This is a genomic window from Amycolatopsis sp. NBC_01307, assembly GCF_035975215.1.
Taxonomy (GTDB): Bacteria; Actinomycetota; Actinomycetes; order Mycobacteriales; family Pseudonocardiaceae; genus Amycolatopsis.
This window is the reverse complement of record NZ_CP108403.1, coordinates 555,552-575,344: the sequence shown is the minus strand read 5'-3', so window position 1 is coordinate 575,344 and position 19,793 is coordinate 555,552. Positions and strand designations below refer to the sequence as shown.

The 19,793-nt window shown below is 73.3% G+C and carries 21 protein-coding genes; 13 read left to right on the top strand and 8 right to left on the bottom strand.

Annotated features, from left to right (window positions below):
- Positions 1-122 precede the first annotated feature (122 nt).
- On the top strand, positions 123-1,685 hold the full coding sequence (locus OG439_RS02750; RefSeq protein ID WP_326947747.1) for a PucR family transcriptional regulator: 1,563 nt from the start codon (positions 123-125) through the stop codon (positions 1,683-1,685).
- 18 nt (positions 1,686-1,703) lie between these two features.
- Complete coding sequence (locus OG439_RS02745; protein ID WP_326947746.1) at positions 1,704-2,357, top strand: maleylpyruvate isomerase N-terminal domain-containing protein; 654 nt, start codon at positions 1,704-1,706, stop codon at positions 2,355-2,357.
- 116 nt (positions 2,358-2,473) lie between these two features.
- Here OG439_RS02745 and OG439_RS02740 read toward each other — a convergent pair whose 3' ends face one another.
- On the bottom strand, positions 2,474-3,454 hold the full coding sequence (locus tag OG439_RS02740) for an LLM class flavin-dependent oxidoreductase (protein ID WP_326947745.1): 981 nt from the start codon (positions 3,452-3,454) through the stop codon (positions 2,474-2,476).
- 49 nt (positions 3,455-3,503) lie between these two features.
- Positions 3,504-3,896 carry a DUF6221 family protein gene (locus OG439_RS02735; RefSeq protein WP_247049063.1) on the bottom strand — a complete coding sequence of 131 codons (393 nt, stop codon included), beginning with the start codon at positions 3,894-3,896 and terminating at the stop codon, positions 3,504-3,506.
- A gap of 343 nt (positions 3,897-4,239) precedes the next feature.
- On the opposite strand from OG439_RS02735, the gene OG439_RS02730 reads away from it, so the two are divergent.
- Positions 4,240-4,863, top strand: a complete 624-nt coding sequence (locus tag OG439_RS02730; protein WP_326947743.1) for a hypothetical protein — start codon at positions 4,240-4,242, stop codon at positions 4,861-4,863.
- 1 nt (position 4,864) lies between these two features.
- Here the strand turns inward: OG439_RS02730 and OG439_RS02725 are convergent, their stop codons facing one another.
- The gene (locus tag OG439_RS02725; protein ID WP_326947742.1) at positions 4,865-5,890 is read right to left on the bottom strand and encodes a DNA polymerase domain-containing protein; all 1,026 of its coding nucleotides are present in this window, start codon (positions 5,888-5,890) and stop codon (positions 4,865-4,867) included.
- A gap of 89 nt (positions 5,891-5,979) precedes the next feature.
- Between OG439_RS02725 and OG439_RS02720 the strand changes: the two genes are divergently transcribed.
- The 8 genes from OG439_RS02720 to OG439_RS02685 all read left to right on the top strand — a co-directional run bounded on the left by OG439_RS02720 (position 5,980) and on the right by OG439_RS02685 (position 12,355).
- Positions 5,980-6,654: a TVP38/TMEM64 family protein gene (locus OG439_RS02720; protein WP_326947741.1), complete on the top strand. Its 675-nt coding sequence runs from the start codon at positions 5,980-5,982 to the stop codon at positions 6,652-6,654.
- 118 nt (positions 6,655-6,772) lie between these two features.
- Positions 6,773-8,428, top strand: a complete 1,656-nt coding sequence (locus tag OG439_RS02715) for a serine/threonine-protein kinase (RefSeq protein ID WP_326951476.1) — start codon at positions 6,773-6,775, stop codon at positions 8,426-8,428.
- Between the two features lie 56 nt (positions 8,429-8,484).
- The gene (locus OG439_RS02710; protein ID WP_247049058.1) at positions 8,485-8,790 is read left to right on the top strand and encodes a hypothetical protein; all 306 of its coding nucleotides are present in this window, start codon (positions 8,485-8,487) and stop codon (positions 8,788-8,790) included.
- A gap of 19 nt (positions 8,791-8,809) precedes the next feature.
- Positions 8,810-9,232 carry a peptide-methionine (R)-S-oxide reductase MsrB gene (gene msrB, locus OG439_RS02705; protein WP_326947740.1) on the top strand — a complete coding sequence of 141 codons (423 nt, stop codon included), beginning with the start codon at positions 8,810-8,812 and terminating at the stop codon, positions 9,230-9,232.
- Positions 9,233-9,319: 87 nt separating this feature from the next.
- Positions 9,320-10,240, top strand: coding sequence for a TIGR04222 domain-containing membrane protein (locus OG439_RS02700; RefSeq protein WP_326947739.1), 921 nt, complete (start codon positions 9,320-9,322; stop codon positions 10,238-10,240).
- A 66-nt stretch (positions 10,241-10,306) separates the two neighbouring features.
- Complete coding sequence (locus OG439_RS02695; protein ID WP_326947738.1) at positions 10,307-11,227, top strand: TIGR04222 domain-containing membrane protein; 921 nt, start codon at positions 10,307-10,309, stop codon at positions 11,225-11,227.
- Positions 11,220-12,020 carry a DUF692 domain-containing protein gene (locus OG439_RS02690; RefSeq protein ID WP_326947737.1) on the top strand — a complete coding sequence of 267 codons (801 nt, stop codon included), beginning with the start codon at positions 11,220-11,222 and terminating at the stop codon, positions 12,018-12,020. Before OG439_RS02695 ends, OG439_RS02690 begins: the two co-directional genes overlap by 8 nt.
- Positions 12,017-12,355 carry a hypothetical protein gene (locus OG439_RS02685; RefSeq protein ID WP_326947736.1) on the top strand — a complete coding sequence of 113 codons (339 nt, stop codon included), beginning with the start codon at positions 12,017-12,019 and terminating at the stop codon, positions 12,353-12,355. The genes OG439_RS02690 and OG439_RS02685 overlap by 4 nt, the downstream gene beginning before the upstream one ends.
- Positions 12,356-12,383: 28 nt before the next feature.
- Here OG439_RS02685 and OG439_RS02680 read toward each other — a convergent pair whose 3' ends face one another.
- The gene (locus OG439_RS02680; RefSeq protein ID WP_326947735.1) at positions 12,384-12,959 is read right to left on the bottom strand and encodes a TetR/AcrR family transcriptional regulator; all 576 of its coding nucleotides are present in this window, start codon (positions 12,957-12,959) and stop codon (positions 12,384-12,386) included.
- A gap of 92 nt (positions 12,960-13,051) precedes the next feature.
- On the opposite strand from OG439_RS02680, the gene OG439_RS02675 reads away from it, so the two are divergent.
- Positions 13,052-13,984, top strand: a complete 933-nt coding sequence (locus OG439_RS02675; RefSeq protein ID WP_326947734.1) for an NADP-dependent oxidoreductase — start codon at positions 13,052-13,054, stop codon at positions 13,982-13,984.
- A 1-nt stretch (position 13,985) separates the two neighbouring features.
- Here the strand turns inward: OG439_RS02675 and OG439_RS02670 are convergent, their stop codons facing one another.
- From OG439_RS02670 to hemE, 4 genes are read right to left on the bottom strand one after another with little or no spacing between them, the layout of a single operon-like run.
- Complete coding sequence (locus tag OG439_RS02670) at positions 13,986-15,326, bottom strand: CoA transferase (RefSeq protein ID WP_326947733.1); 1,341 nt, start codon at positions 15,324-15,326, stop codon at positions 13,986-13,988.
- A 14-nt stretch (positions 15,327-15,340) separates the two neighbouring features.
- Positions 15,341-16,033, bottom strand: coding sequence for a hydrogen peroxide-dependent heme synthase (gene hemQ / locus OG439_RS02665; RefSeq protein WP_247049049.1), 693 nt, complete (start codon positions 16,031-16,033; stop codon positions 15,341-15,343).
- A gap of 57 nt (positions 16,034-16,090) precedes the next feature.
- A complete protein-coding gene (gene hemG / locus OG439_RS02660) occupies positions 16,091-17,491 on the bottom strand; it encodes a protoporphyrinogen oxidase (protein ID WP_326947732.1) in 1,401 nt (466 codons plus the stop codon).
- Positions 17,488-18,558 (bottom strand): uroporphyrinogen decarboxylase, encoded by a 1,071-nt coding sequence (gene hemE / locus OG439_RS02655; RefSeq protein WP_326947731.1) that lies wholly within the window; start codon positions 18,556-18,558, stop codon positions 17,488-17,490. The genes hemG and hemE overlap by 4 nt, the downstream gene beginning before the upstream one ends.
- 88 nt (positions 18,559-18,646) lie before the next feature.
- Between hemE and OG439_RS02650 the strand changes: the two genes are divergently transcribed.
- Complete coding sequence (locus OG439_RS02650) at positions 18,647-19,210, top strand: DUF3000 domain-containing protein (protein WP_326947730.1); 564 nt, start codon at positions 18,647-18,649, stop codon at positions 19,208-19,210.
- Positions 19,211-19,793: the final 583 nt, after the last annotated feature.

The window sequence follows — 19,793 nt, the reverse complement described above, 5'->3', positions numbered from 1 at the left end:
GGCTCCTCTGCAGCGCTCTTCCAAGTCCTGATGCCCCGAACGGTAACCCCGGACACGTGTTCTGGGTTTGTCCGAACGGCTAAAATCACCGACATGAGCTTGTCCGATCGGCTGACCCGCAGGTGACGGCCGGGACGTCGCTGCGGCACGTGCTCGCCACCCTCGGCGAACCGCTGGTCGAGGTCGTCGTGGCGCCGCACGGCCTCGGCGTGCCGGTCTCGGACGTCGTCATCCTCGACCCCGAAGACCCGCTCGAAGCGAGCCCCGGCGACCTGGTGCTGGTCATCGGCGCGCGCGGGCGGGCCGCGGCGCCCGCGATCCGCGCGGCCGGCCGCGGTGGTGCGGCGGCCGTGGCGGTCAAGGGCACCGGCGGTGCCGAGGTGGCCGCGGACGCCGGCGTCGCCCTCCTCACCGTCGGCGCCGAAGCCCGCTGGGAGCAAGTGGAGTCACTCGCCCGTGGTGTCGTCGAGGCCGCCCGCGCGGGCGGCGAAGCGGCGAGCGGCGAGGTGCTCGGCGACCTGTTCGCCCTGGCGCAGACGATTGCGACCCTCACCGGCGGGCTCGTCAGCATCGAGGACACGGCCAGCCGCGTGCTCGCCTACTCCCGCGCCGGCGACGAGGTCGACGAGCTGCGACGGCTGTCGATCCTCGGCCGCGAAGGCCCGGAACGCTACCTCGCGCTGCTCCGCGAATGGGGCGTCTACCAGCGGCTTCGCGCCGGCGAGGGGATCGTGCGGATCGACGAGCGCCCCGAGCTCGGCATCCGCCGGCGCATCGCGGCGGGCATCCACGCCGGCACGCAGCCGCTCGGCACGATCTGGGTCCAGGAAGGCGCCCAGCCCCTCACCGAGCAGGCCGAGCTGGCCCTGCTCGGCGCGAGCCGCGCGCTCGCCCCGCAGCTGATCCGCGCCCGCACCCTGCCCAGCCCCGAGCTGCGGCTGCGCGAGGACCTCCTGGCGAGCCTGCTGGAAGGCAAGCTGGACGCCGAGTCCGTCGCCGACGACATCGGCGCCGACCCCTCGCGGCCGGCGCAGGTGCTGGCGTTCGCCCTGGAGCGATCGGACAACCGGCAGCTGCGGCGCGCCGAGCTGGTGCACCTGATCGCCGTGCACACCGCCGCGTACCGGCGCAGCGCGCTGGTGAGCGTGATCGGCGGCCGTGTCTACGCGCTGCTGCCGGACCTGCCCGAGCACTCGGACGCCGCCGTCCTGGCGCTGGCCCGCGAGATCGCCGGCGCGGCCCGCCGGCACCTGGACGTCCCGGTCCGGGCGGCGCTCGGCGGCGTCGTACCGCGGCTGTCCGACGCCGTCGCCTCGCGCGGGGACGCCGACCGCGTCCTGGCCACGATGGCGCGCGGGCATTGGCCGTCCGACGTCGCTTCGCTGGCCGACGTCCGCGCCGAGGTGCTGCTGTCGGAGGTGCTGGCCCACCTCGGCGACCAGCCGCGGATCCGCGACCCGCGGCTGACGGCGCTGGTGGCGCACGACGCCGAGCACGGCGGCATCCTCGTCCCCGCCGTGCTGAGCTGGCTCGACGCGTTCGGCGACGTCCGCGCCGCCGCCGCGGCGCTGAACGTGCACCCCAACACCGTCCGGTACCGCGTCCGGCGCGCCGCCGAAGTGTCCGGTGTGGACTTCGGCGACCCCGCGCAGCGGATCCTCACCCAGCTGCAGCTGCGGCTCTGAATCGCTACCTTGGCCGACGTGGATCTCTTCTCGCGGTCGTGGACGGCGTTGCGCGCGGCGGTAGCCGGTCTCGAAGGCGGCCAGTGGGCCCAGCCGTCGGGCTGCACCGGCTGGCTGGTGCAGGACCTGGTGTTCCACCTGGTCATCGACGCGCAGGACGTGCTGATCACCCTGGTGACGCCGACCGACGCGGAACCGGACATGGACGCGGTGACGTACTGGCAGCCCGCGGACCTGCCGACGGGCGTCGACGCGGAAGCGGCGTTCGTCCGCCGCGGCGCGGCGGCCTACCGCGACGCCGACGGCCTCCGCCACCACTTCGACGACCTGGCGGGCGCCGCCGGCCGAGCGGCGGCCGCGGCGGACCCGGCGCGGCGGGTGGAGACGACCGACCGGGTCATCACGATCGCCGACTACCTCGGCGTGTACGTCGTGGAGTGGACGCTGCACCACCTGGACCTGGTCGCGCACCTGCCGGAGGTGGCCGGGCCGCCCGCAGAGGGGTTGGCGTACACCCGGCAGGTGCTGGAGAAGTTCGCCGGCACGACGATCAGCGACCGGCTGGACGACACGGACGCGCTGCGGGTGGTCACGGGCCGCCGCGCCCCGACGGAAGCGGAGACGGCCGCGCTGGGCACCCTCGCCGCCCGGCTGCCGTTGGTCCTCGGGTGATCGCGCGAGAACGACGCTGCCGAACCGTCACGGATAATTGACGACACGATAGTCCGATACTCGGAATTTCATTCACCGACGCGATATCGCTCGAATTGGTCGACGGCTCACGGAATTCAGGCGGGAACGCGAAGATCGGCCAGCTCGGCCAAGGCGGCGAAAGAATCGAGACGCGCCGTTTGGTCGTAGGCCGCCGTCGTCGAGAGGACTTCGTCGGCCGCGGTGGTCTCGACCAGTGCGCCCAGCCGGTCGGCGGCTTCGGCCGGGGTGCCGGAGATCTGGCCGTCCAGGGTCTCCTCCAGGCGGCGGCGTTCGCAGTCGGTCATCGGCAGGGCCAGGACCTCCGCGGGCGGGGACAGCGGCGGGAAGACGCCGTGGGAGCGCGAATAGACCGTCGCCCAGGCCTCCGAGACGAGCAGGCGCCGGGCGTCGGCCGCCGTCTCCGCGACGGCGATGGCCGTCGAGACCACGACGTACGGCTCCCCCGCCCACGCCGACGGCCGGAACCCGTCGCGATAACGCGTCACGGCTTCCTTCAGGGCCTGTTCGCCGCGGACCGGCGCGATCACCAGCGGCAGTCCCAGCTCGGCGGCGAGGTCCGCACCGGAGCCGGTGGCCAGCAGGAACGGCGCGACGCGGGCGCCCTCGGCCGGGTAGGCGTGGACGCCGGGAAAGCCGTGGTCACCGGTGAAGAACCCGAGCAGCTCCCGCACCTGCGCACCGAAGTCGTCGGCGGCGTCCTTGCCGTGGCCGAGCGCCTCGCGGACCCCGCCGGTGAACCCGACCGAACGGCCCAGCCCCATGTCGATCCGGCCCGAGTACAGCGCTTCGAGGACGCCGAACTGCTCGGCGACGACCAGCGGGCGGTGGTTCGGCAGCATCACGCCGCCGGTGCCGACGCGGATCCGCGACGTCGCCCCGGCGACGGCCGCGGCCAGCACGGTCGGCGCGGACCCGGCGACCCCGGGCACGCTGTGGTGCTCGGACACCCAGAAGCGGTGGTAGCCCAGCCGTTCGACGCCGGCGGCGAAGGCGACGGTGTCGCGCAGCGCCCGCGCCGGGGTGCTGCCGCGCCGCACGGGCGAACGGTCGAGCACGGAAAGCTTCACACCGGGTGCAACGCCCGGCGCGCGACGGGATTCCCCGTCAGGGGCGCCAGCGCTCGCTGTAGTCCGCGTGGTCGGCGTAGGGCAGCGCCAGCAGGCGCAGCGTGAGGCACCAGTTCGAGCCGGCCTCGTCGGCGGGCACGTGGCAGGTCTCACACCAGTATTCGCTGCCGTAGAGCGGAAAGCCGGGGACCTTCTCGGACACCGTCGTGCGGTGGGCGAGCAGGATCCGCCGGGTCGCCTCGATCTCGTTGATCATCTGGTTGACGGCGTCGAGGTCCAGGTCGGTCAGCCCGCGGATCCGCTGCTCCACGGCGACCTTCGTCTCGCCGCGGTTCATCGTGTCGCCGCCCTTGGCCTTGTTGACGGCCTGCATGATCAACGCCTGCCGCGCGCCCACGCGCGCGGCGAGGAATGCGATCAGGTCGTCCACGAAGGGCCTCCCTCTGGTCGAGCCCGCCCCCGGCATTGTCCCGGGGAGTCGTCGATTCGGGACCGCACGTTACGCCGTTCGAGTCCATGATCGTGACGCCGAACTCGGCCGTGCAACATTTGTGACCCTATAGGCGACACCGCGCGCTTGGGTGATCACTCCGCGTTCTTTCGGGCGGGAAACCGATAAAGGTTTTGACCACTTTCGCCGAGCGCGAGTGGCGCCCGGCACCCCTGTGGCGATGGTTACAGTCCGTGCCGGTTTTCGGCACGGACTGGTCTCGCTGAGTAACAACGCGATTCGTCGTGGCGTCTGTCCTCGCACACCGTCACGGGAGGAAACCATGTCCGTTCCGACTCCGACCGGCCCGCCGCTGCCGTACTACGCACCGCCCGCCCCCGAGCCGCCGCGCAAGAAGTGGCCGTGGGCCGTCGCCGCGCTGGTCGCCCTGCCGCTGCTGGTGGCCGGTATCGCCGTGGTGGTCGTGGTCGGCAAGGCCGCCTCCGGCCCGTGCCTGGACAAGGCGCAGCAGGCCCCGTGCGTGGGCCCCGGCGGGACGTGGGTGTCGGCCGACGGCCAGGTGCGCCCGCGCGACGCCGCCGCTCCCGCGACCACCAGCCCGTCCATCCCCGAGCTGGTCGCGCCGACCAGCACCGAGCCCCTGCTGCCGGAACCGGCGGCGAAGGACTACTCCGTCGCCCTCAGCGTCGTGTCCAAGCAGTGCTTCGGCTCCGCGGGCTGCAACGTCGTCGTCGAGCCGAAGCTCAGCATGCTCGGCGCGAGCACCCTGCTCTGGGACTGCGACATCACCTACAGCATCTCGGGGGACGACTCCGGCGAGCTGATCGAGACCGCCTACTCCCAAGGCGGTTCCTCCTACCGCGTCGACCGCACCGTCATGTCCACCAAGAGCACCAAGGTCGCGCCCAAGGCGACCGTGACCGGCGTCAGCTGCCGGAAACCCTGAGTCAGGCCTCCGGCTCCGGGCGGGCCTTGCTCGGCTGGACCCGCTTCGGCTCCCCCGGCATCTTCGGATAGTCCGGCGGGTACGGCAGGTCCCCGAGCCCGTGGTCGCGCAGGTCGCGGTCGTACCACTCCAGGGCCGTCTCCAGGCCGAACGCCTTGTCGTCCAGGTGCTCGTGCAGGTCTCCGTGCTCGGCGAGGAAGTCCGGGACCGTGAGGACGTCGAAGTCATCCGCGTCGACCTCGGGCAGCATGTCCCACGTCAGCGGGGTGGAGACCGTCGCTCGTGGGGTGCCGCGGACCGACCAGCTGGAGGCGACCGTGCGGTCGCGGGCCGCCTGGTTGTAGTCGAGGAAGACGCGGCCGCCGCGTTCCTCCTTCCACCAGGAGATCGTCGCCTTGTCCGGGATCCGGCGCTCGACCTCGCGGCCCAGCGCGATCACCGCGTGGCGCACCTGGACGAAGTCCCACTCCGGGCGGATCCGGACCAGCACGTGCACCCCGCGCCCGCCGGACGTCTTCGGGTAGCCCGTCAGCCCGGCGGCCTCCAGCACCTCGCGGACGACCTGCGCGACCCCGACCGCGTCGGCGAACCCGGCGCGGTCCGGCGGGTCGACGTCGATCCGCAGCTCGTCCGGGTGATCGACGTCCGGGCGCCGCACCGGCCACGGGTGGAAGTCGAACGTGCCGAGGTTGGCCGCCCACGCGAACACGGCCGGCTCGGTCGGGCACACCTCGGCGGCCTTGCGGCCCGAGGGGAACGTGATCTCGGCGGTCTCCACCCAGTCCGGCGCGCCCTTCGGCAGGCGCTTGGCGTAGAACCAGTCGCCCTCGACGCCGTCGACGTAGCGCTTCAGCGTCGTGGGCCGCTCGCCGATCGCGCGCAGCAGCGGCTCGCCGACCGCCAGGTAGTACTCGACGACCTGCCGCTTGGTGATGCCGCGCTGCGGGAAGTACACCTTGTCCGGGCTGGAGACGCGGACGCTGCGCCCGCCCACCTCGTAGGTCACCGGGTCACCGTGCTTGGGCATGCGGCCACGCTAGCGGTGATCGCGCCGCCCGGCCCGCGCGAGTTTCCCGGCGGAACGACCCGGGAAACCGACGCTGTAGCCTCGAACGGGTGTCCGGCCGCACCAAGCTGATCGTCGCGCTCGCCGTGCTCGCCCTCTTCGCGGCGGCCGCGGTGCTGTTGCCGATCCCGGGGCCGGCCGAGCTGCGCGCCTGGGCGGCGGCCACCGGCCCGGCCACCCCGCTCATCCTGTTCGTCGCGTACTCGCTGCTCACGGTGATCCCGATCCCGCGGACGGTGTTCAACCTCGCGGCGGGCCTGCTGGTCGGCACCGCGGCCGGGATCGCGATCGGGCTCGTCGCCACCACCATCGCGGCCGGCCTGTCGTTCGGGCTGGCCCGGCTGCTCGGCCGCGACCTCGTCACCCGGCACCTGCACCGCGCGTCGGTGCGGGCGGTCAACGACCGGCTCTCCGACGGTGGCGTCCTGGCCATCACGTCGCTGCGACTCATACCCGTAGTGCCCTTCGCGCCCTTCAGTTACCTCTGCGGGGTGTCGTCCGTACGGCTGACCCCGTATCTGGCGGGTACGCTGCTGGGAAGCGTGCCCGGCACCGTCGCGGTGGTCGTGCTCGGGGACGTCTTGACCGGCGACACGCCGCCCGCGCTGCTCGCCTGTTACGGCGTCTTCGCGCTGGCCGGGGCGATCGGGCTGGTCAGGGTGTTCCGGAAACGGGCGCCGGTGGAGCCGGTACCCGAACCGGAGCCCGCCGGTCCGGCTGGCTGACGCGAACAGCACACGGCCGCCCGCTACACTCGATCGGGTGCGCGAAGCGGGTACGCGCTGAGCAGGGTCACCATCACCGGGAATTTCGTCAGGAGCAGTCGCCATCGACACCGGTCAGCTGATCGCGGGGCACTACCGCCTCGTCGAGCACGTCGGAAGCGGTGCCATGGGAGTCGTGTGGCGCGCGACCGACGTGCGCCTCGAGCGCACCGTGGCGATCAAGCAGATCCTGCCCCAGCCGGGCGTCTCCGAGACCGAGCGCGACAACATGCGCCAGCGCGCCATGCGCGAGGCGAAGAACGCCGCCCGGTTCCAGCACCCGAACGCCATCGTGGTGTTCGACATCGCCGAGCACAACGGCGACCCGTGCCTGGTCATGGAGTACCTCAACGGGCCGAGCCTCTCCACGATCCTCTCCGAGGAGGGCACGCTGCCCCTCGGCCGGATCGCGCGGATCGGCGAGCAGGTGGCGTCGGCGCTGGTCGCCGCGCACCGCGCCGGGATCGTCCACCGCGACGTCAAGCCCGGCAACATCCTCATCGACGAGACCGGCACCGCGAAGATCACCGACTTCGGCATCTCGCGCGCGGCCGGCGACATGACGCTGACGGCGACCGGCCTGATCGGCGGCACGCCCGCCTACCTGGCGCCCGAGCTGGCGCGCGGCGCCGACCCGGTGCCCAGCTCCGACGTCTTCGCCCTCGGCGCGACCCTCTACCAGGCCATCGAGGGCACCACGCCCTACGGCAACACGACCAACCAGCTCGCACTGCTCTACGCGGCCGCGAACGGCCAGATCAACCCGCCGGTGCAGGCGGGCGGGGCCACCGCGCTGCTGATGAGCCTGCTGCGCAGCGAACCGGGCGAGCGCCCGTCCATGGCCGAGGCCCGCGAACGGCTGGCCGCGCTGGCCCGGACCGAGCCGGGCGGCATGTCGGCGTCACCGCCGCTGCTCTCGGGTGGCGGGGGCCGCAGGCCCGCCGCTCCCCCCGCGGACAGCGGTGACCGTCCGCCGTGGCAGCGCTTCGACCAGCAGCAGGCTCCGCCGTCACCGCCGGTCGGCACGCCGGTGCCCGCGGGCAAGGCGTCGTCGAACCCGCCGCGCCCGACCGCCGCGTTCATGCCGATGCGGTCCGCGGCCGCGCCGCCGAACACCCCGCCCAGGCCGGTGCCCGCGGCTTCGGCGCCGTCGGCCAGGGCGCCCCAGTACTCGTCGGGCACGGCCAAGCCGGACAACAAGCGCAAGTACGCGATCTTCGCCGGCGCGGGTGCCGCGGTCGTCGTGGTTGCCGTGATCATCTTCCTGATGGTCAACTCCGGCAGCGGCGGCACGGGCGGCGACCAGACCGCGCAGTCCCCGGGCGCGCCGACCAGCGCACCCGGCACCGCGCCGAAGAGCACCGGTGCCCCGAGCGCCACGGACGCCCCCGCCGGTCTGGGCAAGACCGCGCCGGAAGGCAAGATCAGCGACTACGGCGCCGCCGGCCGCGCGCTCACCGCGTTCTACGACAGCCCGTCGAGCGGCTGGTCGAAGCTCACCCAGGCCGCGCAGCAGGTGTACGGCGGCGAGCAGGCCTTCACCGACTACTGGTCGAGCAACAAAGCCCCCAACTACAGCACGGCCCGCGCCGACAGCGGCGGCGCCAACTCCGACGGCTCGATCACGATGAACCTGACGGTCAACGGGGTCCGCAGCGGTTACCGGATCGTCACGGTCGGCGGTCAGATGCTCATCGACGCCGACACCAGGCTCCCCGGCTCGGCCTCCCGCTAGTGAGACTTAACGCGCCGCTGGTGGGCTGAGCGGTCCCGATGGCCTACCGTGGTGGTATGGCCGAGAGCGGAGCTTCGCCGCCGGGCGGGAACCCTCGCTTCCACGAGGACCTGGTCGGGCTGGACCCGTTTGACCCGGAGGCGCGCGCGTTCGCCGAGCACCTCGACCGGATCGAACGATCCGGTCCGAACTTCACGATCGAAGCCGCGCTCGACGGCGTCGCCGACTTCGCCGATTCCAGCAACCGCCTCGGCGGCCTGCGCTACTGGGTGTCCGCCCTGATCGTCGTGCTCATCGTCCTGGGAGTGATAGTCGCCGCATGGGACATCGTGGTGCACGCCCTCGCGTGGCTCGCGGCGTAACGTGGATCGGGTGAAAGGTATGAAACCCGTTGTCGGCGCCACCCCTCGCGTCGTGAAGTCCGAGCAGGAATGGCGGGCGGAGCTGGGCCCGGAGGAGTACGCCGTACTCCGCCAGGCCGGCACCGAACGGCCGTTCACCGGCGAGTACACCGACACCAAGACGACCGGCGTCTACGCCTGCCGCGCCTGTGGTGCCGAGCTGTTCCGCAGCGACACGAAGTTCGAGAGCCACTGCGGCTGGCCGTCGTTCTACGACCCGGCCGACTCCGACGCCGTCCTGCTCCGGGAAGACCGGGCCATGGGCATGAAGCGGATCGAGGTGCTCTGCGGCTCCTGCCACAGCCACCTCGGGCACGTCTTCGAAGGCGAGGGGTACGCGACCCCGACCGACCAGCGCTACTGCATCAACTCGATCTCCCTGAAACTGGAACCCCAGGCCTAAATCGCAGTCCTAAATCCTCCTTAAGCCGGCAACCCTCCGCCCTTCCTCGAACGTAGTCTCCGCACACGGACGAGGGAGGGCGGAGTCATGACCGACACGTGGGGCATTCCCGGACCGCTGTTCACAGGCCTCTACCTGGGCCTGCTTCTCATTCCCCTGCTTTACGCCGTGGTGCGCACCAGCCTGCTGGCGCGCGGCCACGCGGGCGGGGCACCCCGGAGCGTCGAAGAGCTCGCCCTGCTGACGGGTGGGCCCGACCGCGTCGGCGAGGTCGTCGTCGCGGGGCTGCTGGAGCACCAGTTCGTCCGGATGGACGGCACCGGCCGGCTGCACCGCGTCACGGGCCGGCCGGCGGATGAACTGGGCCGCATCGCGGTCGACCGCGTCGGCAAGACCGGCAGCTCGGTCGACCGGGTGCGCACCGCCGTCTCCCAGCACCGGTCGGTGACCGAACTGGCGGCCGGACTGGTCGGCCGCGGCCTGCTCGCCGACACGCGGAAACTGCGGCTGACCTGGACCACCACGTCGATCGCGTACTGGGTGCTGATCGCGCTCGGCATCGCGCGGCTGGTCGCCGGGGCGAGCACCGGCCACGCCGTCGGCTACCTGCTCGGACTGCTCGTGCTGAACGTGGTCGCGGTGGTCGCCGTCACCGTGCGGGCCGCGAACGCGCCCGAGGCGAAGGCCACCGGCGCCGGGCGGATGGCCGTCGAAGAAGCCCGCCGGGCCGGGACGCTGCTCTCCGGCACGACCGGCGCCGTCGCGAGCGGCGGCCTCGCCGCCCACCCGGACAAGGACGTCCGCACGGCCGTCACCCGGGCCACGCACGCCGCCGCCAAGACCTACGAGCGCCGGGCACGCCGCTCGCGCTGGGCGAACGCCGGGGGCGGCGCGGCCGTCGGTTACTACGGCGGCAGTTCCTGCGGTGGGGGCGGCAGCTCCTGCGGCGGCGGTGGCGGTGGCGGCGGGTGTGGTGGCGGCGGTGGCGGCGGGGGCTGCGGCGGTTGAAACGCCGACGCGACCTGCTGCGTCTCACAGCTACGGTAACCGGCATCAACTGAGGGGAGACGGGCGATGGACGACCCGTGGGGCATCTCGGGACCCGATTTCGTGGTCCTCTACATCGCGCTGCTGGGCGCGGTCCTGCTGATCCGGCTCGTCGTGTCCGGTGTCATGGCCGGCCGCGCGATGCGCGCCGACCACGCCCAGCCCGGCCCGACGCCGAGCGTCTACCAGCTCGCGTTCCTGGCCGGCGGCCCGGACCGGGCGACCGACGCGGCGATCGCGGCGCTGGTCGAACGCGGCCAGCTGCGGGTCAACAGCTACCGGCAGATCAGCCAGGCCGGCGCGCGGCCGGTGGAGCCGCTGGAGCAGGCGGTCGCCGACGTCGCGCAGCTGAAGACGACCGCGACGATCCGGGCGAAGGTCCGCGGCTCCGCGGCCATGCGGGCGCTGGAGGACGGCCTCGACCAGCGGGGGCTGCTGACGTCGGCCGCGGCGCGGCGCCAGGCCCGGACGTTCGGCCTGGTCCTGCAGCTGGCCGTGCTCGCGCTCGGCGTGATCCGGCTGCTCAACGGCATCTCGCTGGGCCGGCCGGTCGGTGTCCTGGTGTTCCTGGTGCTGATCGCGGCCGTGCTGACGATCGTGGCCGCGGTCCGGCGGAACAAGGCCGGCATGCGGCAGCCGTCGGCCGCGGGACACCGCCTGCTCGGCCAGGCGCGCGCGGCGGCGTCCGGGCCGGTGCCGGCCGGAGCGCTCGCGGGCGGCGTGCTGCTCGGCGGCGCCGTCGCCGCGGTCGCCCTCGGCGGCCTGGCGATGTACCCGGACGAAGAGCTCAGCGCGGCCCTGATGCCGCCCGCGGGCGCGGTCGGCGGCGGTGGGTCGTCGGGGTCGTCGTGCAGCAGCGGGTCGTCGTGTTCGAGTTCGTCGTCGTGCAGCAGCGGTTCTTCGTGCGGTGGCGGCGGTGGCTGCGGAGGCGGGGGCTGCGGTGGGTGAGCTCGGCATCGGGATCGGCTGGCGGCACGAGCTCGACCTGTCCATCGCCCGGCTCCCGGGCGTGGACTGGGTCGAGGTCGTGGCCGAGAACCTGCACCACGACAACCTTCCGGAGACGCTCGTCGCGTTGCGGGAGCGCGGTCTGCCGGTGCTGCCGCACGCCGTCTCGCTCTCGCTCGGCGGGGCCGAGCCGCTCGACACCGGGCGTGTCCAGCACCTCGCGGAGATCGCGCGGGCGCTGGACGCGCCGCTGGTCAGCGACCACGTCTGCTTCGTGCGCGCGGGCGGGCTCGACTCCGGGCACCTGATGCCGCTCCCCCGCACCCGGGAGGCGCTGGACGTGCTGGTCGCGAACGTGCGGCTCGCGCAGTCCATTGTGGACGTCCCGTTCGCGCTGGAGAACATCGCGGCGGTGCTGGAATGGCCGCACGCCGAGCTCACCGAAGAACAGTTCCTCACCGAGCTCACCGAGCGGACGAACTGCCGGCTGATCATCGACGTCGCCAACCTGTACGCCAACGCCCGCAACATCGGCACCGACCCGGAGGCCTTCCTCGACGGCATCCCGTGGGAGCGCCTGGCGTACGTGCACATGGCGGGCGGCATCGAGCGCGACGGCGTCTACCACGACACGCACGCGCACCCGGTGCTGCCGGAAGTCCTCGCGCTGCTGGCGGAACTCCGCCGGCGGACGGACCCGCCGGGAGTCCTGCTGGAACGCGACGACGACTACCCGAGCGACGCCGAGCTGGCGGCGGAGCTGGCCGCGCTCCGGGCGGCGGTGACGATGTGAGCCGCGAGGAGCTGGCGGCGCGGCAGGCGGAGCTGCTGCACGCCCTCCTGGCCGGCGGCGAACCCCCGCCGGGTTTCGACCCTTCGCGGTTGAAGGTGGAGGCGAACGTGTTGCGCCGCAAGCACGGCAAGGTGCTGGCCTACCAGCGCCCGGAGCTGGCGGAGACGCTGGGCGAGCGGTACGGGCCGTTGTTCGCGGAGTTCGCGGCGGGCCGCCCGAAGAAGGCCACGGAGCATTCGCACGCGTACGCGGACGAGTTCGTCACGTGGCTGATCGCGGCGGGCCACCTGCCGAAACCCAAGCGGGGCCTGGTTTCCCGGCTCCGGCGCCGCTAGCCGGCGCGCCGGACGCCGTCGAAACGGCTCAGCCGGGCGGTGGCCGGAGGCCGTCCATCAGCAGGTCCAGCAGGCGACCGGCCTTGGCTTCCTGCTCGGGCCGGGGCGCCACGGTGAAGATGCCGATGAGGGAAGCGGCGATGTCCTCGGCGGTGACGTCGGCGCGGAGGTCGCCCGCCGCGCGGCCGGCGTCGAGGATCGTGGTGATGGCCGTCAGCAGCTCGGTCCGGGTCTGCGCGTGGGCGATCTCGCCGGCGTCGATCATCGCGAGCAGCGTGTCGAGCATGCCGTTCTTGGTCGCGATCCAGTCCCCGAACAGGTCCATCCAGCGCCGCATCGCGGCGGCCGGGGGCAGCGTTCCGGTCAGCTCGCGGGCGCCGATTGTGAGCCGGCCGACCTGGTCGCGGTAGACCGCGTCGACCAGCGACTCGCGGGTCGGGAAGTGCCGGTAGAGCGTGGCGATGCCGACCCCGGCCTCACGGGCGATCGCCCGCATCGACGGCTCGGCGTCCGCCGTCACGAACACCCGGGTCGCCACCGCGAGCAGCTGGTCGCGGTTGCGGGCCGCGTCCGCCCGCGGCACGCGTGTCTCCGCCTCAGCCAAAACGGATCACGCTCCGGTTGTGTTAGGGTCGTCCATGGAAACGGAGCATAGTCCGTTTCACCGCGTTCCCCGACCCGAGGAGACGGACGTCCATGCAAGAACAGAGCAGGGCGGTCCGGCTCGACGCCTTCGGCGGCCCCGAAGTCCTCGACGTCCGTGCGGTTTCCGCTCCGCAGGCCGGCCCGGGACAGGTCCGCGTGCGGGTCACCGCGGCCGGCCTGAACCCGATGGACTGGATCATGACCGCCGACGCGGACACCGCCGCCCGGTTCGGCCTGAGCCTGCCGGCCGGGTTCGGCACCGACTACGCGGGCGTGGTCGACCAGGTCGGCGCCGGGGTGACCGGCTTCGCCCCCGGCGACCGGGTGTTCGGGGGCGCGTTGTCCCGCGCGGTCGCCGACTTCGTGGTGATCGAGCCGGCCGGGGCGATCGCGGCGAACGAGGCTCACCACACCCCCGACGGCGTCGACGACCGCACCGCCGCCACCCTCACGATCGCCGGCCGCACGGCATCCGCCGCCCTCGCCGTGGTCGCCCCGGGCCCGGACGACACCGTGCTGATCGGCGGCGCGGCGGGCGGGGTCGGGGTGTTCGCCGTCCAGCTGGCCCGGATCGCCGGAGCGCGCGTGATCGGGACGGGATCGGCGTCGTCGGCCGATTTCCTGCGCGACCTCGGCGCCGAGCCGGTCGTCTACGGCGACGGCCTGGCCGACCGGGTCCGGGCTCTCGCGTCCGGCGGCGTCACCGCCGCCATCGACGTGCACGGGACGGAGACCGTGCACGTCGCACGGGATCTCGGCGTCCCGGACGGCCGCATCTGCACCGTCGCCGCGCAGGTCGACGGCGTGTCGGCGGCCAACGGCGCGAACGCCGCTCCCGGCGCCCTGGAAGAGCTCGCCCGCTTGGTCGCGGCGGGCCGGCTCCGGGTGCCTGTCGGGGCGAGCTTCCCGATCGGGCAGATCCGCCGCGCGGCCGAACTCCAGGCTGGCCGGCACGTGCACGGCAAGGTCGTCATCGACCTCTAGGTCACGGCGTCCAGGTCGGCTTGTCGACACCCGGGGTGCGCGTCCCGAAGTCCCAGTGCGGTTCCGCGCCCGGCAGGCCGCCCGCCATCCGGACCCGGGTCAGCCGGCCGTAGCCGCTGTCGGTCTCCTCCAGCAGGTCGCTGAAGTCCACTTCGGACGACGCAGGATCCTTGCGGCCCAGGGAATCCAGCCAGCGGCCGGTGCCCGCGAGGGACAGCCGGACCCGCCAGGTGCCGCCGTCGGTGACCTGGCGGCGCAGGGCCGTCATGATCGCCGCCGCGGCGAGCCAGCCCGTGCCGTGGTCCAGCGCCTGGACCGGGAGCGGCGACGGCCCTTCCTCGCCCCACGCGATGCCGTTCGACATCTGGACCAGGCTGTCGAACCCGCGCCGCCGCGCCCAGGGGCCTTCCCAGCCGTAGGCGCTCAGGTCGGCGATCACCAGGCCCGGTCGCAGCTCGGCCAGATCCGCGGGACCGAAGCCGATCCGCTCGAGCGCGCCCGGGCGGAACGACTGCACGAGCACGTCGGCCCGGCTGATCAGCTTCTTGAGCCGCGCGCGGCCGCCCTCGGTGTCGAGGGCGACGAACGCGGATTTCTTGCCCTGCCCGGTGTCCCGCACGAGCGTCTCGACACGCGGCAGGTGCGCGGCCCCGACGTGCAGGACGTCGGCGCCGTGCGCGGCGAGCACCCGGCCGGCCACCGGGCCGGCGAGCACGTGCGTCAGCTCCAGCACGCGGACGCCGCCGAGCGGGCGGTCCGAGTAGAACAACGTCCGCTTCGGCGCTTCGCCGATCGGCGCGAGGTCCGCGAGCGGCAGCGAAGCCACCGCTTCGCCCTGCGGGTGCGCCGCCCAGTCCTCCGGCGAGCGCAGCTCCGCGGCCGCTCCCCCGGCGCTGACGACGGCGTGCTCGACCTCGCGCGCGATGCGCCCGGCGACCGTCTTCGTCACGACGTCGCGGCTGCCGGGCACGCCGAGTCCCCAGCACACCGCGGCTTCGTGACGCGGGTAGTTGCAGTGCAGGCGGACCCAGCCGTCGGTCGTGCGGTAGCTGCCCGACAGCGGCGCCCACACGGACTCGGGCTCGGTGCCTTCGACGCGCGAGAAGGCTTCGCTCGCGAAGGCCGCCGCCGCGTGGCGGGTGTCCGCCGTGACGACGCCGGGGTCGATCTCGCGCAGCTTCAGCAGTTCGCCGGCGGCCAGGGTCGCCGCCGCGATGGTCGTGGTCGCGGCCGCCGCCACCCGGTACGGCCCGGGCAGCACGTCTTCGGTCCCGGTCAGCTCGACCGGCCCCGGCGTCTCCCCGGTGAGGGTGTGCCAGACGCCGTCCAGGATCTCGGTCACGGAGGTCTCGGACACTAGGGCAGCGCCGCGACGAGCTCGGCGGGCGGCACGCGGGTGCCGGTGTAGAACGGGATCTCTTCACGCACGTGCAGGCGCGCTTCGGTGCCGCGCAGGTGGCGCATGAGGTCGACGATCCGGTGCAGCTCGTCGGCCTCGAAGGCGAGGATCCACTCGTAGTCGCCCAGCGCGAACGACGCGACGGTGTTGGCGCGCACGTCCGGGTAGTCGCGGGCTTCCTTGCCGTGGTCGGCGAGCATCTTGCGGCGCTCGTTCTCCGGCAGCAGGTACCACTCGTAGGAGCGGACGAACGGGTAGACGCAGATGAACTTGCGGGCCTCTTCCCCGGCGAGGAACGCGGGGATGTGGCTCTTGTTGAACTCGGCGGGCCGGTGCAGCGCGGTCTGGCTCCAGACCGGCGTCGACGCGCGCCCGAGCGGCGTCCGCCGGAACCCGGCGTAGGCGGCCTGGACCTGCTCGATCTCCTCGGCGTGCCACCAGATCATGTAGTCGGCGTCGGCCCGCAGGGCGGAAAGGTCGTAGACGCCGCGGACGACGACGCCCTTGGCCTCGAGCCCGTCGAGGTACTCGGTGGTCTCGCGACCGGCGGTCCCGCGGTCCTCACCCAGCCTGCCGGGCTCGATCCGGAAGACCGACCAGGTGGTGTACCGGATGGTGTCGTTGAGCTCGCTGAAGTTGACCCGCGCCATACGTCCATCCTGTCACCGCGCCCCGCAGGGCGCCCCCACGGGTAGCCGTGAGAGCACTCACGCGGAAAGGTGCGCCGCCACCCGCTGTGCGGCCGCTTCGGCCGTCGCCACGCACGCCGGCAGCCCGACGCCGTGCAGGGTCGCGCCCGCCACGGCCAGGCCCGGGATCCCGGCGATCGCCTTCTCGATGCGCTCGACCCGCTCCAGGTGGCCGGTGCCGTACTGCGGCAGGCCGCCGCCCCAGCGGGTCACCAGCGTCTCCACCGGTTCCGCCGTGACGCCCGTGAGGCGCGCGAGGTCGTCGCGGACCACGCGGACCAGCTCGACGTCGTCCGCCTTCAACGCGCCCAGCTCGCCGAAGCGGCCCACCGAGCCGCGGACCAGGACCGGGCCCGTGCCGAAGTGCGCCCACTTGCGCGAAGAGAACGTGAACGCCTTCGCCGCGTACGGCACGCCCGCCGCGTCACGCTCGCCTTGGCCGATCAGGATTCCCGACGCCGCGGGCAGCTCCGTGCCGGGTGGCAGGGCCAGCGCGACCACCGCCATCGACGCCAGCTCGACCTCGCCGAACGCCGCCGACGCCGCGGGCACCAGGTCCGCGAGCAGGCGGCGGGCCGACGGCGCGGGCACCGCGAGGACCACCGCGTCGGCGTCGATCGTGTTCTCCGCGGGCGCGTGCGCGGTCGGTGCCGCGCCGATCCGCAACCGCCAGCCCGTACCGTTCCGCTCGATGTCGCACACCGGCAGCCCGGTCCGCAGGTCGGCGCCGGACAGCTCGGTCAGCCGGTCGACGACCGTGCCCAGGCCGCCGGGAACCGTGCCGAACACCGGGGCCGAGCTGGGTGACGCGGGCAGCTGGGACGCGGCCGCCGCGGTCAGCGACCCCGCGCCGGCGGCCACCGCCGCGGCCAGGCCCGGCATGGTCGCGCGCAGGCCGAGACCGTCGGCCCCGCCCGCGTAGACGCCGCCCAGCAGCGGGTCGACCAGCCGGTCGACCAATTCGTCGCCGAACCGCTCGCGCAGCAGCGGCCCCAGCGGCACGTCCCCGCCCGGCAGCCGCAGCTCCGGCAGCGACGCCTCGGCCTCGACCGCGCGGCGCCCCGCCTCCGACAGCACGCCGGCGACCGACTCCGCCGACGCCGGGACACCCATCACTGTGCCCGGCGGCAGCCCGGTCACGGTCCCGCCGGCGTGGATCTTCGCGCGGGCGCCGGTCGGGTGGACGACGTCGAGGCCCAGCTCGCGGACCAGCGCGAGCATCTCGGGCCGGCGGGCGAGGAACGCCTCGGCGCCGACGTCGTAGGGCACGCCGGCCAGCTCGGTCGTGCGCAGCTTGCCGCCCGGGGTCCGGGTCTTCTCGAAGACGACGATCTCGGCGCCGGCGCCGAGCAGCTGCCGCAGCCGGTACGCCGCGGTCAGGCCGGAGACGCCCGCCCCGACGACGGCGACCCGCGTCACAGCTCGTGCACCAGCCCGGCCACGCGGGTCAGGACCTCGGGATCGACACTGGGGAGCACGCCGTGGCCCAGGTTGAAGATGTGACCGTCGGCGGCTCGCCCCTCGGCGACGATGCGGCGCACCTGGGCCTCGAGCACCGGCCAGGACGCGTACAGCAGCGCCGGGTCCAGGTTGCCCTGCACCACGGCCTTGCCACCGAGCCGCCGGACGGCCTCGTCGAGCGGGATCCGCCAGTCGACGCCGACGACGTCCGCGCCCGCGTCACGCATCGCGGGCAGCAGCTCGCCGGTGCCGACGCCGAAGTGGATCCGGGGGACGCCGTAGGCGGCGACGCCGTCGAGGACCTTCGCCGAGTGCGGCAGCACGAACTCGCGGTAGTCCCGCTCGGACAGCGCGCCGGCCCAGGAGTCGAACAGCTGGATCGCGTCGACGCCGGCGTCGAGCTGCGCGCGCAGGAAGGTCAGCGCGATGTCGGCCAGCCGGCCGGCCAGCTCGTGCCACACCGCCGGCTCGGAGTGCATGAGCGCCTTGGTGTGCTCGTGGTTGCGGCTCGGGCCGCCCTCGATGAGGTAGCTGGCCAGGGTGAACGGCGCGCCGGCGAAGCCGATCAGCGGTGTGTCGCCGAGCCGCTCGACCAGCAGCGCGATGCCGTCGGCGACCTTGCCGACCTGGTCGGGGACCAGCTCCGGCAGCGCCTTCACGGCGGCCAGGTCGCGCACCGGCGTCGCGACCACGGGACCGGTGCCCGGGACGATGTCGATGTCGACCCCGGCGGCCTTGAGCGGCACGACGATGTCGCTGAACAGGACCGCGGCGTCGACCTCGTGCCGCCGGACCGGCTGCAGCGTGATCTCGGCGAGCATCTCGGGGTCGAAACAGGCGTCGAGCATCGCCACGCCCTCGCGCAGCGCGCGGTACTCGGGCAGCGACCGCCCGGCCTGGCGCATGAACCAGACGGGCGTGCGCGCCGGGCGTTCGCCGCGCGCGGCGGCCAGGAACGGGGCTTCGGGCAGCTCGCGGCGGGCGGACGCGGGGGTCCGCTGCGGCAGAGGCGTGGTGGGAGACATCGTCTTCAATCGTGCCACGAGCCCGGTGGGGCCCTTCTCTCGGCGCGCCTCCGCCCGCAACAGGGCGTGCCCGCCCTAAAGTCGATGCGTGACCGCGACGACTCCAGTGCCCGAACTCTTCCGCGAAGCCGTCGCGTCGCTGCAGTCCGTCCGGCCCCGCCGGGAGGTGCTGCTCGAGCGGATGCGGGCGCCGCAGCGGCTCGCACCGTTCTCCTACGCGGTGAGCTGTGAGGTCGCCGGTCCTGCCGACGTGCTGGCCTCGGGCCGGCTGGTCCTGCTGCACGACCCGGACGGCCAGGAAGGCTGGGACGGTGTCCTGCGCCTCGTCATGTACGTGCGCGCGGAGCTGGACCGCGAACTGGCGACCGATCCCTTCCTCCCCGGCGTCGGCTGGTCGTGGCTGACCGACGCCCTCGAGGTGTCCGGCGCGAGCTGGAAGGCACTGGGCGGCACGGTCACCGAGACGTCGTCGGCCCGCTTCGGCGACATCTCCGGCCCGGCCCGCACCGACGACCTCGAGCTGCGGGCGTCCTGGACGCCCGCCGACGGCGCGCTGCTGCCCCACGGGCAGGCGTTCTGCCAGGTGATGGCGAGCGTCGTCGGCCTGCCGCCGGTCGGCGTGACGCTCTTCGGGCAGCGCCAGAACTCCTGAGCCGCGCCCTGCGGCCGTCCGGGCGACAGTCACGGGTGGAACCGCGACGCCGGGTCCTTCGCGAGCGTCCGCCGGGTCGCGTCTTGTACGAATGTGAGCAAAATTCGCGTCCGCCGAACGACGTCCAACCCCGGGCGGCCCGTCCGACGGCCGCTGAGCGGGCCGTCACGCGCTCGGAGTGGTCTATACAACACAAGACCCCGGCGGACCACCCGGAGCGTTCCCGAGGTCATTTCACGTCTCGCGCGGATGCCCCCGTTCGTGAGACAACGCCGTCACGCAGTGCGACAAGATCAACTTGCCCCGCGATCGCCGCCGGAACCGGTGAACACCCTTCACGGGATACGGACAGTCACCACGGGCGGCTGCGAAAGCCCTTCTGAAGCCGTTTCACGAAGTTGATCATGCCCCGGCCGAGACCGCTTTCCGGAGCAGTCGGACCCCCGTGGAGCCCCCGGTCGGCGGACGCACTGGAAGGTGCACGGCCCATCTGCACGGCCATTTGGGCGCCGGTAACTTCTTTGCATCGTGTTCGCTGGGCTATCCGTTAGCAACCGGCCGTGTACTAGCCCGATCGTGTTAC

Bases quoted from the DNA above. Each gene is read 5' to 3' on its own strand.
- OG439_RS02730 (WP_326947743.1), top strand. From the start codon at position 4,240: ATGTCCGTTCCGACTCCGACCGGCCCGCCGCTGCCGTACTACGCACCG.
- OG439_RS02695 (WP_326947738.1), top strand. From the start codon at position 10,307: ATGGACGACCCGTGGGGCATCTCGGGACCCGATTTCGTGGTCCTCTAC.
- hemE (WP_326947731.1), bottom strand. From the start codon at position 18,558: ATGTCTCCCACCACGCCTCTGCCGCAGCGGACCCCCGCGTCCGCCCGC.
- msrB (WP_326947740.1), top strand. From the start codon at position 8,810: ATGAAACCCGTTGTCGGCGCCACCCCTCGCGTCGTGAAGTCCGAGCAG.
- OG439_RS02710 (WP_247049058.1), top strand. From the start codon at position 8,485: ATGGCCGAGAGCGGAGCTTCGCCGCCGGGCGGGAACCCTCGCTTCCAC.
- OG439_RS02725 (WP_326947742.1), bottom strand. From the start codon at position 5,890: ATGCCCAAGCACGGTGACCCGGTGACCTACGAGGTGGGCGGGCGCAGC.
- OG439_RS02700 (WP_326947739.1), top strand. From the start codon at position 9,320: ATGACCGACACGTGGGGCATTCCCGGACCGCTGTTCACAGGCCTCTAC.
- hemQ (WP_247049049.1), bottom strand. From the start codon at position 16,033: ATGGCGCGGGTCAACTTCAGCGAGCTCAACGACACCATCCGGTACACC.
- OG439_RS02675 (WP_326947734.1), top strand. From the start codon at position 13,052: ATGCAAGAACAGAGCAGGGCGGTCCGGCTCGACGCCTTCGGCGGCCCC.